At 30.7% G+C, this 14,862-nt stretch carries 19 protein-coding genes; 10 read left to right on the top strand and 9 right to left on the bottom strand.

Annotation, left to right across the window (positions count from 1 at the left end):
* The first annotated feature begins 282 nt into the window (after nucleotides 1–282).
* A complete protein-coding gene (locus RHP49_15565; protein ID WNH12296.1) occupies nucleotides 283–921 on the top strand; it encodes a hypothetical protein in 639 nt (212 codons plus the stop codon).
* 198 nt (nucleotides 922–1,119) lie between these two features.
* On the opposite strand, the gene RHP49_15570 is transcribed toward RHP49_15565, so the two are convergent.
* The 5 genes from RHP49_15570 to RHP49_15590 all read right to left on the bottom strand — a co-directional run bounded on the left by RHP49_15570 (nucleotide 1,120) and on the right by RHP49_15590 (nucleotide 3,711).
* A complete protein-coding gene (locus RHP49_15570; protein ID WNH12297.1) occupies nucleotides 1,120–1,338 on the bottom strand; it encodes an SHOCT domain-containing protein in 219 nt (72 codons plus the stop codon).
* A gap of 30 nt (nucleotides 1,339–1,368) precedes the next feature.
* Complete coding sequence (locus RHP49_15575) at nucleotides 1,369–1,764, bottom strand: hypothetical protein (GenBank protein ID WNH12298.1); 396 nt, start codon at nucleotides 1,762–1,764, stop codon at nucleotides 1,369–1,371.
* A gap of 298 nt (nucleotides 1,765–2,062) precedes the next feature.
* Entirely contained in the window at nucleotides 2,063–2,452 is a 390-nt protein-coding gene (locus RHP49_15580) for a RidA family protein (GenBank protein ID WNH12299.1), read from the bottom strand.
* Between the two features lie 30 nt (nucleotides 2,453–2,482).
* Nucleotides 2,483–3,223: a hypothetical protein gene (locus RHP49_15585; protein WNH12300.1), complete on the bottom strand. Its 741-nt coding sequence runs from the start codon at nucleotides 3,221–3,223 to the stop codon at nucleotides 2,483–2,485.
* The gene (locus RHP49_15590; GenBank protein ID WNH12301.1) at nucleotides 3,220–3,711 is read right to left on the bottom strand and encodes a MarR family transcriptional regulator; all 492 of its coding nucleotides are present in this window, start codon (nucleotides 3,709–3,711) and stop codon (nucleotides 3,220–3,222) included. The genes RHP49_15585 and RHP49_15590 overlap by 4 nt, the downstream gene beginning before the upstream one ends.
* A 200-nt stretch (nucleotides 3,712–3,911) precedes the next feature.
* Here RHP49_15590 and RHP49_15595 point away from each other — a divergent pair, with 200 nt between their 5' ends.
* Nucleotides 3,912–4,811 carry a DMT family transporter gene (locus tag RHP49_15595; protein ID WNH12302.1) on the top strand — a complete coding sequence of 300 codons (900 nt, stop codon included), beginning with the start codon at nucleotides 3,912–3,914 and terminating at the stop codon, nucleotides 4,809–4,811.
* A 34-nt stretch (nucleotides 4,812–4,845) separates the two neighbouring features.
* On the opposite strand, the gene RHP49_15600 is transcribed toward RHP49_15595, so the two are convergent.
* Both RHP49_15600 and RHP49_15605 read right to left on the bottom strand, forming a co-directional pair.
* Nucleotides 4,846–6,156: a DEAD/DEAH box helicase gene (locus RHP49_15600; protein ID WNH12303.1), complete on the bottom strand. Its 1,311-nt coding sequence runs from the start codon at nucleotides 6,154–6,156 to the stop codon at nucleotides 4,846–4,848.
* Nucleotides 6,157–6,159: 3 nt separating this feature from the next.
* On the bottom strand, nucleotides 6,160–7,491 hold the full coding sequence (locus RHP49_15605) for a DEAD/DEAH box helicase (GenBank protein WNH12304.1): 1,332 nt from the start codon (nucleotides 7,489–7,491) through the stop codon (nucleotides 6,160–6,162).
* 226 nt (nucleotides 7,492–7,717) lie between these two features.
* Here RHP49_15605 and RHP49_15610 point away from each other — a divergent pair, with 226 nt between their 5' ends.
* On the top strand, nucleotides 7,718–8,143 hold the full coding sequence (locus RHP49_15610) for a hypothetical protein (protein ID WNH12305.1): 426 nt from the start codon (nucleotides 7,718–7,720) through the stop codon (nucleotides 8,141–8,143).
* Nucleotides 8,144–8,157: 14 nt separating this feature from the next.
* Entirely contained in the window at nucleotides 8,158–8,619 is a 462-nt protein-coding gene (locus tag RHP49_15615) for a DUF6268 family outer membrane beta-barrel protein (protein WNH12306.1), read from the top strand.
* Between the two features lie 40 nt (nucleotides 8,620–8,659).
* On the opposite strand, the gene RHP49_15620 is transcribed toward RHP49_15615, so the two are convergent.
* Nucleotides 8,660–9,217 carry a DUF4251 domain-containing protein gene (locus tag RHP49_15620; protein ID WNH12307.1) on the bottom strand — a complete coding sequence of 186 codons (558 nt, stop codon included), beginning with the start codon at nucleotides 9,215–9,217 and terminating at the stop codon, nucleotides 8,660–8,662.
* Between the two features lie 277 nt (nucleotides 9,218–9,494).
* On the opposite strand from RHP49_15620, the gene RHP49_15625 reads away from it, so the two are divergent.
* On the top strand, nucleotides 9,495–10,313 hold the full coding sequence (locus tag RHP49_15625; protein ID WNH12308.1) for a DUF1853 family protein: 819 nt from the start codon (nucleotides 9,495–9,497) through the stop codon (nucleotides 10,311–10,313).
* A 20-nt stretch (nucleotides 10,314–10,333) separates the two neighbouring features.
* Here RHP49_15625 and RHP49_15630 read toward each other — a convergent pair whose 3' ends face one another.
* A complete protein-coding gene (locus RHP49_15630; GenBank protein WNH12309.1) occupies nucleotides 10,334–10,936 on the bottom strand; it encodes a hypothetical protein in 603 nt (200 codons plus the stop codon).
* Between the two features lie 195 nt (nucleotides 10,937–11,131).
* Here RHP49_15630 and RHP49_15635 point away from each other — a divergent pair, with 195 nt between their 5' ends.
* The 5 genes from RHP49_15635 (at nucleotide 11,132) to RHP49_15655 (ending at nucleotide 14,857) form a co-directional block, all read left to right on the top strand.
* Entirely contained in the window at nucleotides 11,132–11,743 is a 612-nt protein-coding gene (locus tag RHP49_15635; GenBank protein ID WNH12310.1) for a TetR/AcrR family transcriptional regulator, read from the top strand.
* A 10-nt stretch (nucleotides 11,744–11,753) separates the two neighbouring features.
* Nucleotides 11,754–13,013: a TolC family protein gene (locus RHP49_15640; protein ID WNH12311.1), complete on the top strand. Its 1,260-nt coding sequence runs from the start codon at nucleotides 11,754–11,756 to the stop codon at nucleotides 13,011–13,013.
* An 8-nt stretch (nucleotides 13,014–13,021) separates the two neighbouring features.
* A complete protein-coding gene (locus RHP49_15645; GenBank protein ID WNH12312.1) occupies nucleotides 13,022–13,918 on the top strand; it encodes an HlyD family efflux transporter periplasmic adaptor subunit in 897 nt (298 codons plus the stop codon).
* A 90-nt stretch (nucleotides 13,919–14,008) separates the two neighbouring features.
* Complete coding sequence (locus tag RHP49_15650) at nucleotides 14,009–14,383, top strand: hypothetical protein (protein ID WNH12313.1); 375 nt, start codon at nucleotides 14,009–14,011, stop codon at nucleotides 14,381–14,383.
* A 15-nt stretch (nucleotides 14,384–14,398) separates the two neighbouring features.
* Nucleotides 14,399–14,857, top strand: a complete 459-nt coding sequence (locus tag RHP49_15655; protein ID WNH12314.1) for an OsmC family protein — start codon at nucleotides 14,399–14,401, stop codon at nucleotides 14,855–14,857.
* Nucleotides 14,858–14,862: the final 5 nt, after the last annotated feature.

Raw genomic sequence — 14,862 nt, forward strand, 5'->3', positions numbered from 1 at the left:
AAGATTTGTAGCAATTTGTTATTTGATATCATAGCATATATAAGTCATTCCAATGCGCTCCAATGGTCATTTCGAAAAAAGGTGTTCGATTAGCAGTAATAAGCATGTTATTTCTTTAAGGTATTCACCATGAATACTGCATCAAAAATCTAGGTAGCGTTATCTTATAAAATCAAATCGTCTTAATGAAGAGTAGCATCCCTCGACATGATCTAAATCATGGTGATTAACAGCCTGCTTTTATATATTTATTCATTACGTTATAGCTTAAATCTATGTTCAATGACTTTTTTTAACAATAAAATGCAACGTAACTTTGTTTGGCTACCTATAGTTGGAATGCTAGTTTTTGTTGTTTTTTATGTTATTGCTATTATGCAGTATTCCGGAGGTTCTTATGTGTATCCTAATCAAGCTGGATTTAATTTTAAGACTAATTATTTATGTGATTTATTAAATGTACAAACCATAAATGGTTTGCAAAATACGGCAAGAACTTATGCGCGTTTGGCGCTGGCTACGCTTTGTTTTAGTTTAATCTTACTTTGGATTTATTTACCAAAATTATTTACAGTAAAAAGTAAAGCACAAAAAATTATGAGGACCGCAGGCATCCTTGCCATGACTATTACTTTGTTTTTAGCTTCCGATGTTCATGATATCGTTTTACGTATTGCAGGTGTTTTTGGAACCATAGCACTCATTATTGCTATTGTAGAGCTTTATATAGACCGTTATACCTTGCTATTTGTGCTGGGAATTATCTGCCTGATTTTGTTTTTGACCAATTATTATATTTACGAAACCGAATTATTACTCGACACACTTCCTTTAATCCAAAAAATAACATTTATATTTTGCATTTTCTGGTTTATGCTGCTAAATAGAGCTTTGTATAAAAAACTACATAGAAGGCTATAAAAATAACTTTAATTACTGTTTTTAACTAGGTAAGGCGTTGATAGCTTTTATGATATCTGCTACTGTGAAATTACAATGTCCATAACCGCCTTCTATTTTAATTTGATCTATTAAAAAATCTAACGTGTTATTGACTTAAACCTTTTCAAAATAAACCACTAAGGACTTCCATAGTGGTTTATTTAAGTAAGTTATATGTTAATTTTCAGCGTTTAAAGCTTTTTTAGCCTCTAGAAATTCCTCCTTAGAAATTTCTCCTTTTGCAAAACGTTTTTTTAAAATATCTAAAGGACTATCTTTTTTTGAACTTTGGTAAGGTATTTTAAAGGGAGAGGCAAAAATCCAAATTATGAGAATTATCCATACAGCCCACCATATAAAATGCATCCCCCAAAAATGTCCGTGAAAATCATGCATAATTATTGTTTTTAAGTTAAATCTAGTTTACTAATTAGGTTCATTTTGAGTGTTATTCCACATAGCTTTCGTACTCATCATTTGCATCATTTCTTGCATACACGCATCGCTCATCATACCATTTTTATGCATCATTTGCATCATATTCCCCATCATAGTACTGTCATTAATCATCATCTGCATGCCTTTACCTTGCATCATTGTTCCCATCATATTTTCATTTCCTTGCATCATTTGCATTGCATGATTATTGGTTCTCATATTTTCAATAAAACCCATCATATAATCATGGTTTTCTGCTATTGCATCAAAAATCTCGTTTTTGGTTTCGGTATCTTTAAGGAGTGCATTCACATCTGTTTTTTGGGTACAACTATGTAATGCCAGTAAACCGAAAATTGAGAAAAAAATTACTATCTTTTTCATATCTATTTGTTTTTAATAAGTTTATCAATAAATTTATATTAATTAGCTGGCTCCCAAAATGATATATATCATTTAGAACATATTGCTGATTTAAACTTATAATTGATTTTTTTTAATAACTTCACTCATACTCTTAGTGTTGCATGGTCATTAATTTCCTGTTTTTAGGGATAGTATACTTGAAACTTGATGCTTTAAATTCCTTTTTAAAGAATGTTTGTACACAAGATTTATCTTGTTCTTATTAAAATTCACATGAATTTTAATACTCAACTTTATTAATCAGTTAGTAGAAATTTTATGAGGTGTTAATAGCATCTACTTCAATTTCAATTAACCAATCTGGATTAATAAAACGAGATACTTGCATGATAGTATCAACAGGTTTTATAGTTTTAAAATAAGAAGCTCTTACTTTGGCAGCAGCTTTCCAATCTTCTATATCTACTAGTAGTATTCGTGTTCTAACCACGTCGTCTAAGCTAGAACCTGCTTTTTCTAAAGCTATTTTAATAGTTTCCAAACATTGTTGGGTTTGCAAAGAAATATCCCCAATCCCTACTGTATTTCCTTTTGTATCTATTGGTGCTGTTCCCCCAATTGCAATAAATGGTCCAACCCGCACAGCACGACTAAATCCAACAATATCTTCATAAGGACTTCCACTTGATATTAATTCTCGTTTCATAATTTTAATTTTTTATAGTTGAGAATAATACTAATCGTTTTTCATTCTACGCATTTGTTCATTTGCTTTCTTAAAAATATTACGGATTACATCACCATTAGAAGGTTCTTCCTTAAGCGTTTCTGGATTCCACTGGCTACGTTCGGTAGCAAAGAAATCGCCACCATAAATATGAAGCCCTCCTGTAAATCTTTGAAGCGGATTTGTTACAGAATGTATGGCATTTGTATTTAAGGTTGCAACATCTCCAGCAAATAAACATCTTACATCATCTGCTTTCAACTCATTCTCCTTATTACGTTCCCAAATTATATTGTCTTCTCGTCCAGTATATATACCAATGTTTGCCCACATATGGTGGTTGTGGGGCATAAGATTCATTTGTGGTGTCCATGAGGCTGCGAAAATTGTTAACTCTTTTGAGCGGAGAAAAACCTTTAAACCTGCCTCTGTTGGTTCGCCTATAGCCTTTAACATAGCTGAAGGGTTAGAAACTCCTTTAGCTAAAACGGCTTTAACAGCTTCTTGAGGATTAGATTCTTTATTGGCAGCAATACAATCTTCAATAAATTTTTGCATTTCAATTAGTTCATTTTCTTCTACAGGAATAATGCATTCTCCATGATCTAAAGCATCAATTGATATCTCTGTCATTGCTGATGACATAAAGGAAGGAAGTGCAGTAAAACTTAACCCAAATCCTAAAGTTCTAATCATACCTCTTCTTGTAAGCGCTAGATTTTTTTGTTCTGTGTTGTTGTGAGTCTTCATCTTTTTGGTTTTTGGTATTCGTTATAAAAGCGTTCGTTAAATGGAATAGATTTTAATGATGCCTCAATATCATCAAGATACTTAAGTATGGATAAATCTTCTTTTAGCATTTTATAAATAGCATCTTCGCAACTGTTCCAAATATGTTCTAATTCAGGAAGCAAGTCAATAGATTTCTGAGTTAGTTTAATGTTTTGTTTTCTTTTATCTAAAGCGTCTCTTTCAGACATTATATAACCTTTTGATGTCATCTTTTTAAGCATAACAACCATAGATGGATGTGTATAACCTAACTGCTCCGCAATTTCGACCATTGTTAGCATGTTTTCTTCTCTTAATAATTTGAATACTAAGTGCCAACTTGGTTCAACATCTATATTGATTTGCTTAAAGAATTTTCTTGTATCATGTGACATTCTATCACTAATACGTTTTAATCTATTATCTAAAGATTTGTAACCAAGTTCTTTAATAAAATCTCTTTCCATTTTTGAATAATTATTATAAAGATACTAAAATATAGTTAGTTAACTACATAGTTGATTAAATACACATAATATTTATATAATGAATAGCTTCTTCAATCCAATAATACATCGTTTTTAAAAAGGAACAATCATATAAATAAAACCCTAAAAAAACCAAACTATTTATAACCTAAAATCTCCTAAAAAACTATATTCGCGCCATGTGGATGTATTTAGGATTATTGGCTGCACTTTTTTTAGGATTACACAATTTATGTAAAAAACATGCTGTACAAAACAATGAGGTTTTCCCTGTACTTTTAGGAACTATTAGTTCTGGTTTTTTGTTGTTACTTCCGTTTTTTATTGGTTCGATTTATTTTCCAGAGTTCACTAAACAATTAGGGTTTTATATTACCCGAATTCCTTGGAAAACGCATGGTTTTATTTTTATAAAATCGATGATGATGGCAGCCTCTTGGGTTTTGGCATATCAGGCTTTAAAGTATTTACCCATAACTATTGTAACCCCCATACGCTCAGCTGGTCCGTTTTTCACTTTTATTGGTGCTATTTTAATTTATAACGAACAACCTAATGTGCTACAATGGTTAGGTTTTTTTCTTATTATTTTTTCGGTACTACTCTATTCTAAAATAGGAAAAAAAGAAGGCATTCATTTTAAGAGTAATAAATGGGTGTTTGCCATTATTGCTGCCACTTTTTTAGGTGCTTCTAGTGGTTTATACGATAAGTTCTTAATTCAGAATTTAACTTTAAACCCACAAACCTTACAGTTTTGGTTTTGTTGGTATACCGTGCTTATTTTACTAGTAATATTATCGGTACGTTGGTTTCCTTATGCCGAAAAAAGAAAAGCGTTTAAATGGCGGTGGACAATCATAGCAGTAGGTGTGTTGCTACAAACGGCAGATTATTTTTATTTTAAAGCCCTGCAAGACCCTGAGGCTTTAATTATGTTACTTTCGGCTATAAAAAGGAGCCAGATACTTATAGCAGTAGTGGTTGGCGGTTTAGTTTTTAAAGAAAAGAACAAACGCAAAAAGTTAGTCCCATTAATGGGTATTATGATTGGTGTATTTTTGATTTTGTATTCATAAAGCATGTTTTAAAATTCGGACACGAAAGGTTTAACTAAATCAAATTAACCCGTACCTTTTTCTTTTTTAAACGAGTATTATTGATTATTGCTACAATACTTTTTACTTTTTGTTTAGGAACTGCCACAAAAGCACAGTCTTGCTTTAATTCAATAACGCCAATTTCAGAATATTCTAAATCACATTGTTTAAAAAGCAAGCCAGCGATATCGCCTTTAGATATTTTATCTTTTCTTCCGCCAGAAATGAATAAAGTTGCCCATTGGGATTCTATTTTAGTGGTCTTTGTTTGTAATTTTTCAATATGTTTTGTGGTGATAAAATCAGGAAGATATTCTTTTTCCCATTGTAAAACATAGGCGGTTCCTTCGGCATTCATACGTGCTGTTCTACCGTTTCTATGGGTAAACTCCTCACCTTTTAATGGCAATTGATAATGTATGATATAATTAAGTTCTGGAATATCCAATCCGCGAGCAGCCAAATCGGTAGCAATAATGATTTGATGCGTTCCATTTCTAAATTTGATTAAAGCACGTTCTCTATCTATTTGCTCCATGCCACCCTGAAAACAGCCATGAGCAATTTTGTTTTTGTTTAAAAAATCGCTTACATATTGAATAGTATCTTTATAATTGCAGAAAATAATCCCTGGTTTATTACCAATATGATACAATAAATCGACTAAGGTTTGAAGCTTGTTTTTATCAGGAGCGACCACTTTTTTAATTACAAGGTTAGAGATTTTAGTTCCTAAATAATCAATTACCAATTCGTTTTGTAATCCAACAAAAGCAGGGATGTCCATATCTTGAGTTGCCGATGTTAAAATGCGTTTTTTAATATGTGGAAGTAGGCTAATAATTTCACTCATTTCTTTTTCAAAACCTACTTCTAGCGATTTATCGAATTCATCTAAAATTAAGGTTTTAATATCTTCAACTAAAAACGTTTCCCGACGTAAATGGTCTGCTATACGACCTGGAGTACCAATTAATATAGCTGGTGGGTGTGCTAATTCTATTTTGTCTTTAGAAAAAGGTCTGCCACCATAAACCGCATTAACTTTATAACCAGAACCCATGGTGCGTATTACTTGTTCGATTTGAATAGCTAACTCACGCGAAGGCACTAAAATAAGCAACTGTACATGGTCACAATCGTTGTTTAAAGTAGCAATGGTTGGTAATAAAAAAGCAACTGTTTTACCTGTACCTGTTGGAGAAAGCAATACCGCATTTTCGCTATTAGAAATAGCAACTAAGGCATCTTCCTGCATAGGGTTGAGTGCTTTAATATTCAGTTTATCTAAAATATCTTGCTGTGCTTTTATATACTTGGCCATGTATTATTTCTTCTTTTTAACGGCTGGTTTTTCAACTATGGTCTTGTTTTCTGCAATATAATTAGACAAGATTTTATCTACTAATTCGTCTTTAGTTAAATGATGAAAAATGGTCTTTATTTGCGCTTTAAAATCTTCTGGAATATCCCGATTTGGTTTCGTTTTAAATATTTTTTTAGCCCAAAGCAGTCCGTTATTTTGTTCGATACTTTGTGTATCTGCTTTTTTATAAGGCGTAAATGTAATGCCTAATTCGGATTCAAATTCTGGAATATCGGCAAGTTCATCTTCTTGAATCACACTTAAAGATAAACCCTTTGCTCCTGCTCTGGCGGTACGCCCGCTTCTATGCACATAAGCATCGTAAGTATCTGGTAAATGATAATTTACAACAAAGGCAAGATCCTTTACATCAATTCCACGAGCGGCTAAATCGGTTGCCACCAAAATATCAATGTAGCCTTCTCTAAACTGTCCCATAATGCGGTCTCGAATACCCTGTGTTAAACTTCCATGAATAGCACCCGAGGAGAATTTATTAATAGCTAAGTTTTTTGCTAATTTGTTTACCGCCGCTTTGGTTTTGCAAAAAATGATACCGCGTTGGCCTTCCTTAGTATTTAAAAAATGAAGCAAAACTTCTAGTTTTTCTATAGGTTTTACTACAACATATTGATGATCGATTCCTTGATGACCAATAGTTGTCATATCTGCTTCAATCTGTACCACATGCTTAGACATGTAATTCTGTACCAATTGCTTAATAGTTCCAGGCATAGTGGCTGTAAACAATAAAGTACGTCTCGATTTTGGGAGGTCTTTAATAATAGTATCTAAATCTTCTTTTAAAGCACTTACCATTTCATCGGCTTCATCCAACACTAAATACTTTACGGTTTTAATATTAATAGCTCCACGTTTTACTAAATCGACTAAACGACCAGGTGTTGCAACCAATATATGAGTTGGTGTTTTTAAACGCTCTATTTGAGGTTTTATAGGAATACCACCGCATACCGAAGCTATAGAAATAGTAGAACTCTGTGACGTAAACGACATCAAATTAGAAAAAATTTGCTGTCCTAATTCTCTTGTAGGTGCTAATATTAGGGCTTGCACTGTTACATCGTCTGTATTTATTAACTGTAACAAAGGCAATCCAAAAGCAGCAGTTTTACCAGTTCCAGTTTTGGCTAAAGCTACAAGATCTTCTTTTTGATTAAGTATAACAGGAATAACTTTTTCTTGAATATCTGTTGGAACAGAAATTTGTAAACTTGCTAACTCTTTTTGAAAAGACTGATTAATTCCTAAATCAGAAAATAATTTTGACATATTATAATTTTAGGCAAAGATAATGACACTTTCATCTGGAATAGCTTCATTTAGTTTATTATTCTATTTATTAATCAAGTAAAGTTTAACAAAAAATATTTATAATTTGAATATCTTTTGATTCTGCCTAAGGTCTAGTATTTATTTTAAAATAATCTTACCGTTGTTAATTACAAAAACTAACCATTAGAATTCCGTAAATTACTCCGTGTTTAAAATATACAAAATGAAATATATATGGTTTAGTTTATTTAGTTGTTTATTTTTTCAAGGGTTTTCTCAAAATTATTTTGACGTTTTAAACGTTACCTATACCAATACACCTAATAATAATTTTGAAATTACAGATGCACAAACAACTGTTCAAGAATTAGCTTTAGAACTTAATTTTCCTGTTGTTATTAACGAGAAAACCATTTTACTAACAGGGTTGTTTGCTAATAAAACAAAGGTTAAACTAGATGCAAATTCATCCAAAGAAAACTTAGATGTTATTGGTTTAAATGTTGGTATTAATAGAACGTTTAACGATACGTGGTCTGCAACTTTTATGCTGTATTCTAAATTAGCTTCTGATGCTATTAAGGTTTCAAAAGAGAATCATCAACTGGCTTTATTATCGTTATTCACAAAAAAAAGCGTACTGATTTAAAATACAGATATGGTGTGTATGCTAATACCGAAAAATACGGATTGATACTAGTCCCTATTTTTGGTTTATATTATAAAAGTGCTAACAAGAAATTTGAAGCGAATCTAAACCTGCCTATTATTGGAGATATTAATTATAAAACAGGAAAAAAGACTTGGGTTGGAATGCGGTTTGATGGACTAGGAACAACTTACACTTTAAAAAATCAGAGTTATAGCGCAAATGGTGCTTATGTATCTAAAACATCTAACGAATTGGTGAGCTATTTGAGGTTTAGGTTAAGTAAATCCATCTATTTAAATACTAAAGTTGGTTATGCGGTAAGTAGAAATTATAAAGTATTTGATGCTGATGATAAAATTGATTTGGCGTTAAGTTCTTTTTATTTTGGTGATAAAAGAACCCAGCTAAACGAACGTTTTAAAGATGGAGCTATTTTTAAAATGGAACTGTTTTATAGACTTCATTTTGATTAAGAAATTGCTGTTCCTAATTTTTCATAATATATCTATAATACTATTTAGATATTTGTTTTTCTTTTGGTTTAGCAACTCCAGAATATCGTATTGGAAACCTAGAAGAACTATTAAGCGTCATATCAGTATTTAAACTGGGATAAATTTTTATATAGACATTGAAATTTTCATTATTGCTTTTAGCGTTAAATGTAATATCAAAGCTCTGATCTTTGTTTTTTACAGTTTTATAATCTTTCATTAAACCACTAAATTGTATCCCTGAATCAGTACCGCCATAGTCTACTTGCATTTGACGTTCCCCGAAATATGGCAGATATGACGAAATACTATCTCCAGAAACAGTTAAAAAATTAGTGTTTCCTACCAAGCTTATGCTACCTGCAGAACTTCCTGGTTGCAATAAGCCAGAATTTAAAACTTGCTGCATGGCATTTGTAACTTGTGGGTATGCCCAATCGGATTCAATAGTGAATTGTTTATTTTTTATTAGTATGTTTAAAGCTTCAATTTCAGCAGCTGTAGCTGTTGTTTTTGATGCTCCACAAGATATAAAGGTTAAAGCAATAAAAACAAGACTGTAATTTATAAGTTTCATCTTAAAACGGGTATTAATTTATGCGTTCAGCTTTTTAATTAATTCTTGCTATTTACATGTCAGTTCGGGTGATTCCGACTTTTTATCACAATTGTATAGAGAACAATTTTAAAACTAAAAATTTGATTCTCGATACTAACTTTTCAGAATAGATAAATCTTTATTAAAATAAACAATTAGTTAATACTTCTAAAATACAAAACATATCACATTTATAATATAAAAAACATATAAATTGTATTTATTATTTAAGCCACATCTTATACTTTAGCACATTATGGATTTAAAATTTAAACAGATACAATTACAATATCAAGGGTATTTAAACACACCGTTGCTTTGGAAAACGCATGAGGTTTTTGGGTTAAAACAACTAGAACTAAATAAACAAGATCATCTTGTTTTTAATGAAATGATTCCTGATAATTTACGATTAGGAAAACGTGTAGAACGCTTTGTTACTGCTGAATTAGAAAAAAACAAGCATATACACGTATTGTTGGAAAACATACAAATACAGAATGAAAAATTAACCATAGGAGAGCTAGATTGTATTTTAAAGCGTGATGAAACTCCAATTCATTTAGAAATTATTTATAAGTTTTATTTATATGATCCCAATTTAGGTTCTACAGAAATTGAGCACTGGATTGGTCCTAATAGAAATGATAATCTATTAAAAAAGTTAACCAAATTAAAGAACAAACAATTACCGCTACTTCATAATATATATACAAAACCGCATTTAGATACTTTGAATTTAAAAGCTGAAAGTATATGGCAACGGGTTTATTTTAAAGCACAATTATTTATACCGTATCACGCTAATACTATTGATTTTAGGTTATTAAATAAGGATTGTTTAAAAGGGTTCTATATTCCTTTTTCTGAAGTAGAACAGTTTGCTACATGTAAATTTTATATTCCTAACAAAATAGATTGGTTAATAGAAGTTCAAACTCAAATAGATTGGCTACCCTATAACCAATTTCTTGAAAAAATAACCGTTTTAATAAATAAAAAAACAGCGCCTTTATGTTGGGTAAAATTCCCTAAAGGTGCTGTTCAAAAGTTTTTTGTTGTGTGGTGGGATTAACGCTATTGTATAGTCGTTTACTACTGGTTTAGTATAATACTTTCTTTTAGAACAATATCTTTTTTAGCAACATACATATTCTCCTCTTTATTAAGTTTTAACATACTCATCACGGCTTTTGCACGACATGCTAAAGTTAAGTCAGGTAATAATGGATCGTCATCAAAAAAGAACGACGTTATTTCGTATTCTGGTTTCCCAGGCTCTTTGATGGTACGATGTATTTGTTTTAATTCTTTTGAACGTAAAAATTTACCAGGGATAAAAGTATAGAAGGTATATTGTCCATCGGTATCCGTTTTTATCCATCCTCTATGATGTATATAGCGCTTACGATTTTCATCTTTTTTAAGTTCGTAATTACCATTTTCATCAGCATGATGTATAAAAAGTATAACATCACTTGCAGGTGTTTTTCCATCACTTTGATAAATTGTTCCTGTTATTCTAAGTTTATCCGTTTTGGTAGCGAAATCAGGAATAGTATCTGTATTATTTAAATGCTTTTCCGAAAAATCGTAAACAGCATTTCTCTTCTTATAGTTTAATGGAATATCATTGTTAATACTCGCAGATTCTTGTGCTGAAAGTGTGCTAAAACTTATTAAACACGCAAAAAACATTAGGGGCATTAGTTTAATCATGATGGAGTTAATTGTTTAATATATTCAAAACTAAAATATTAGGTTGTTGCTACCTAAAAAATCTCATGAACTATAAAATTTACCCGATGAAATGATTAATACTTTAAATATTTGATGAATTATGATTGTATTTTGTATTTTTGTTAACCAAGTGGTTAAACCATAAAGTTAATAATGAAAAATACAAAAGACGAAAATACAGAATATCAAATACTTAATGCTGCTAAACAAGTATTTCAAACCAAAGGAATGGATGGTGCTAGAATGCAAGAAATAGCAAATAAAGCAGGGATTAACAAAGCCATGCTTCATTATTATTACAGAAGTAAACAACTGCTTTTTGAAGCCGTTTTTAAAAATGCTTTTTCATTATTAGCACCACAATTAAATGCCATATTAAATGATGATTCTACAATTGAGGAGAAAATAAAAAATTTCACTTCAAATTATATATCATTTATAATAAAGCATCCTTATTTGCCAAATTTTATTATTCAAGAATTGAATAGAAATGAAGATTTTATCTTAAAAATTAAGAATAATACGGGCTTTCCTAATTTAGAAAAGTTTAAAAAACAAGTAAATATAGAAGTTGAAAAAGGCATTTTAAGACCCATTAGTGGTGAGCAATTGTTTATTAACATTTTATCGCTTAATGTGTTTCCTTTTATAGGGAAGCCATTAATAAAAGCTTTAATAAATACAGATGATGTAACTTATAATCAGTTAATTGAATCACGTAAAACAGAAGTTTCTAAGTTTATTATAAATGCTATCAAACCATAATTATAAACAGATGAATCATATACAACAAATTGTAATTGGGGTTAGCCTATTATTTGCACTACCTGTAATGGGGCAGCAAATTGTAACACTCCAAAAATGTTATGACTTGGTTTTAGTAAATTATCCTTTAGCAAAACAAACACTGTTATTGCAACAACAAAATCAATTAGATATCGAAGTTATTAATAACAAAAAGCTTCCTCAAGTAAGTTTAGACGCTCAGGCAACCTATCAGTCCGATGTTATTGAAGTGCCTATACCAAATGCTAGCATGGAGGCTTTAAATAAAGATCAGTACCGAGCTACACTTTCGGTAAATCAGCTTATCTATAATGGAGGTGCAACCCATGCTTCTTTACATTTAAAAGAAGCTCAACTTAAAACCAAAGAGAAACAAGTAGAAGTTAGTTTATACCAATTAAAAAAACAGGTAAACCAACTGTATTTTTCAATTTTGCTTTCACAAGAAAATTCCCTGTTATTAAATTCTAAAAAAGCCTTAATAGAATCTAAATTAAGTGAAGTAAAATCGGGTATTAAAAATGGAGCACTTCTCCCCGCTTCCGACAAAGTGTTAGAAACCGAATTATTAAAAATAAATCAGCAATTTATTGAAGTTAATCATAATAAAATGGCATTGTTACAAACACTTTCTAGTTTAATATCAAAGTCTTTAGATGCTTCAACAATGTTTCAAATACCTTTAATTGATAATCCCTCGAATACGACTATTAATCGCCCTGAATTAGAATTTTTTCAATATAAAAAAGAAGAAATAGAGCAATCTGAGAGCTTACTATCAAAAAAAAGAGCACCCAAATTAATGGGCTTTGCTACGGGTGGATATGGGAATCCAGGATTGAATATGCTAGATAATTCATTTCAAACATTTTATACGGTAGGTGTTAAATTAAATTGGAATGTATTCGATTGGAATACTAATAAAAAGCAACGTCAATCTTTAGTTATAAATAAAGATATGGTTGATACCGAAACAGAAATTTTTAAACTGAATACAAATATTGAACTTCAACAACAACAGCAAACTATTAATAAAATTGAAGCTTTTATTATTTCAGATAAGGCGATTATTGAACTTAGAAAATCAGTGCTTAAAGCTGCTGACTCTCAACTTAAAAATGGCATTATTACATCATCAGCTTACATTACAGAACTCACCAATTTATATGAAGATGAAAACAGGTTGATACAGCATAAAATCCTATTACAACTAACAAAAGCAAACTACAATATTATTCAAGGGCAATAAAAAAAAAGATGAAGTATTACAATTATATTTTAGGAATCGCATGGATGACAAGTTTAATTGCTTGTAGCCATACAAACGAAAAAGCCGATGGCTATGGTAATTTTGAAGCTACAGAAATAACTGTTTCTGCAGAAAATAATGGCAAAATAATGCAGTTTAGCGTGAGTGAAGGAGATCTATTAAAAAAAGAACAGTTTGTTGGTTTTATAGACACCACTTCTTTAGCCTTAAAACGCGAACAATTACAGGTTTCTAAAGCCATTATTACATCAAAATCTAAAGGTGTTTTGTCGCAAATTAATATACTGAATGCCAAATTAAAAACAGCTTATTCAAATAAGGAACGTATTGAAAATTTAATTAAAGATGAGGCTGGTACACAAAAACAATTAGACGATGTACAAGGTGAAGTTAATGTGATTAAAAATCAAATTAGAAGTGTTGAAATTCAAAATGCTCCTGTGGTAAATGAACTAAAAAGTATCGATGTGCAATTAAAACAAATTGATGATCAAATTACGAAAAGTAAAATAATTAATCCCATAAATGGCACCGTTTTAACCAAATACGCTGAGCCTAATGAAATTACAACTTTTGCAAAACCACTATATAAAATAGCCGATTTGAGCATCATGAAATTAAGGGTTTATGTGAGCGAAACGCAATTAGTAGGTTTAAAAATAGGACAAGAAATGACTGTGAAAATTGATGATGCCGATGCTATGAAATCGTATATTGGGACTATTAGTTGGATTGCATCAGAAGCAGAGTTTACACCAAAAATTATTCAAACTAAAGAGGAGCGTGTCGCTTTAGTTTATGCTGTTAAAATTGATGTTAAAAATGATGGTAGTATAAAAATTGGTATGCCTGCCGAAATGTGGTTAAATAATCAAGAAGAATAAATTTGAATTCATGAAAAAAACAATATCAATACTACTATTGCTGACTTTATCTTTTTTTACTTGTAAACAAGCTGAAAAAAAGACATGAATATGGATGTTCATCATGAAGACATACTTAATAATGATTGGATAAATGATATTAAACTAAACGAAGGCGCCAAATGGCAGGTTAATAAAGCTACTCATGAGGGTGTTTTAGAAATGCAAACGCTTTTAAAAACTGAAAAAACAGTATCGATTGAAGCGTATCATCATTTAGCAACACAACTGAATCAAGTTAAAAATACCATCATAAAAAAATGCGATATGAAAGGAAAAGCACATAATAATTTACATGTATGGTTGCTTCCGCTTATTCAAAAATTGGATGTGTTATTAAATTCAAAGTCGGTTGAAGATGCATCAAAATTAAAATATAGCATTGAGGAAAACATCAATAAATACAACACCTATTTTCAATACTAATTTAAATTAAATATCATGGAAAAACATACTTATAACGTTAATATTAGTTGGACACAAGACCGAAAAGGAATGATGTGCTCACCAGAGTTAAAAAAGAATGAAACCAATGAAACCTATTGCATAGAAGTTGCAACACCACCAGAGTTTGATAAAGGAATTCCAAATATCTGGACGCCAGAACATTTATTTACAGCAGCTGTGAGCAGTTGTTTAATGACTACCTTTTTGGCTATTGCCGAATATTCAAAATTAGAATTTGTCAGTTTTAAATGTGATTCCAAAGGGATTTTAGAGAAGCTAGATGGTAAGTTTGTAATTAGTGAAGTATTATTGTTTCCAGAAGTCATCATTACAGACGAATCTAAACGAGAACGTACAGAACGTATTTTAGATAAATCTGAAAAAGCCTGTTTAATTTCAAATTCAATTACTTCAAAAGTTACTATGAAGAGTAAAATCACTATTCAGAATTAGTTAAT

It is taken from the genome of Flavobacteriaceae bacterium HL-DH10 (genome assembly GCA_031826515.1).
GTDB lineage: Bacteria > Bacteroidota > Bacteroidia > Flavobacteriales > Flavobacteriaceae > Thalassobellus > Thalassobellus suaedae.

Excerpts from the sequence above, each read along its gene's own strand:
- RHP49_15650 (WNH12313.1), top strand. The coding sequence starts at position 14,009 with ATGGATGTTCATCATGAAGACATACTTAATAATGATTGGATAAATGAT.
- RHP49_15590 (WNH12301.1), bottom strand. The coding sequence starts at position 3,711 with ATGGAAAGAGATTTTATTAAAGAACTTGGTTACAAATCTTTAGATAAT.
- RHP49_15610 (WNH12305.1), top strand. The coding sequence starts at position 7,718 with ATGAAATATATATGGTTTAGTTTATTTAGTTGTTTATTTTTTCAAGGG.
- RHP49_15625 (WNH12308.1), top strand. The coding sequence starts at position 9,495 with ATGGATTTAAAATTTAAACAGATACAATTACAATATCAAGGGTATTTA.
- RHP49_15585 (WNH12300.1), bottom strand. The coding sequence starts at position 3,223 with ATGAAGACTCACAACAACACAGAACAAAAAAATCTAGCGCTTACAAGA.
- RHP49_15580 (WNH12299.1), bottom strand. The coding sequence starts at position 2,452 with ATGAAACGAGAATTAATATCAAGTGGAAGTCCTTATGAAGATATTGTT.
- RHP49_15645 (WNH12312.1), top strand. The coding sequence starts at position 13,022 with ATGAAGTATTACAATTATATTTTAGGAATCGCATGGATGACAAGTTTA.
- RHP49_15605 (WNH12304.1), bottom strand. The coding sequence starts at position 7,491 with ATGTCAAAATTATTTTCTGATTTAGGAATTAATCAGTCTTTTCAAAAA.
- RHP49_15640 (WNH12311.1), top strand. The coding sequence starts at position 11,754 with ATGAATCATATACAACAAATTGTAATTGGGGTTAGCCTATTATTTGCA.
- RHP49_15620 (WNH12307.1), bottom strand. The coding sequence starts at position 9,217 with ATGAAACTTATAAATTACAGTCTTGTTTTTATTGCTTTAACCTTTATA.
- RHP49_15655 (WNH12314.1), top strand. The coding sequence starts at position 14,399 with ATGGAAAAACATACTTATAACGTTAATATTAGTTGGACACAAGACCGA.
- RHP49_15600 (WNH12303.1), bottom strand. The coding sequence starts at position 6,156 with ATGGCCAAGTATATAAAAGCACAGCAAGATATTTTAGATAAACTGAAT.
- RHP49_15630 (WNH12309.1), bottom strand. The coding sequence starts at position 10,936 with ATGTTTTTTGCGTGTTTAATAAGTTTTAGCACACTTTCAGCACAAGAA.
- RHP49_15565 (WNH12296.1), top strand. The coding sequence starts at position 283 with ATGACTTTTTTTAACAATAAAATGCAACGTAACTTTGTTTGGCTACCT.
- RHP49_15575 (WNH12298.1), bottom strand. The coding sequence starts at position 1,764 with ATGAAAAAGATAGTAATTTTTTTCTCAATTTTCGGTTTACTGGCATTA.
- RHP49_15635 (WNH12310.1), top strand. The coding sequence starts at position 11,132 with ATGAAAAATACAAAAGACGAAAATACAGAATATCAAATACTTAATGCT.
- RHP49_15570 (WNH12297.1), bottom strand. The coding sequence starts at position 1,338 with ATGCATGATTTTCACGGACATTTTTGGGGGATGCATTTTATATGGTGG.
- RHP49_15595 (WNH12302.1), top strand. The coding sequence starts at position 3,912 with ATGTGGATGTATTTAGGATTATTGGCTGCACTTTTTTTAGGATTACAC.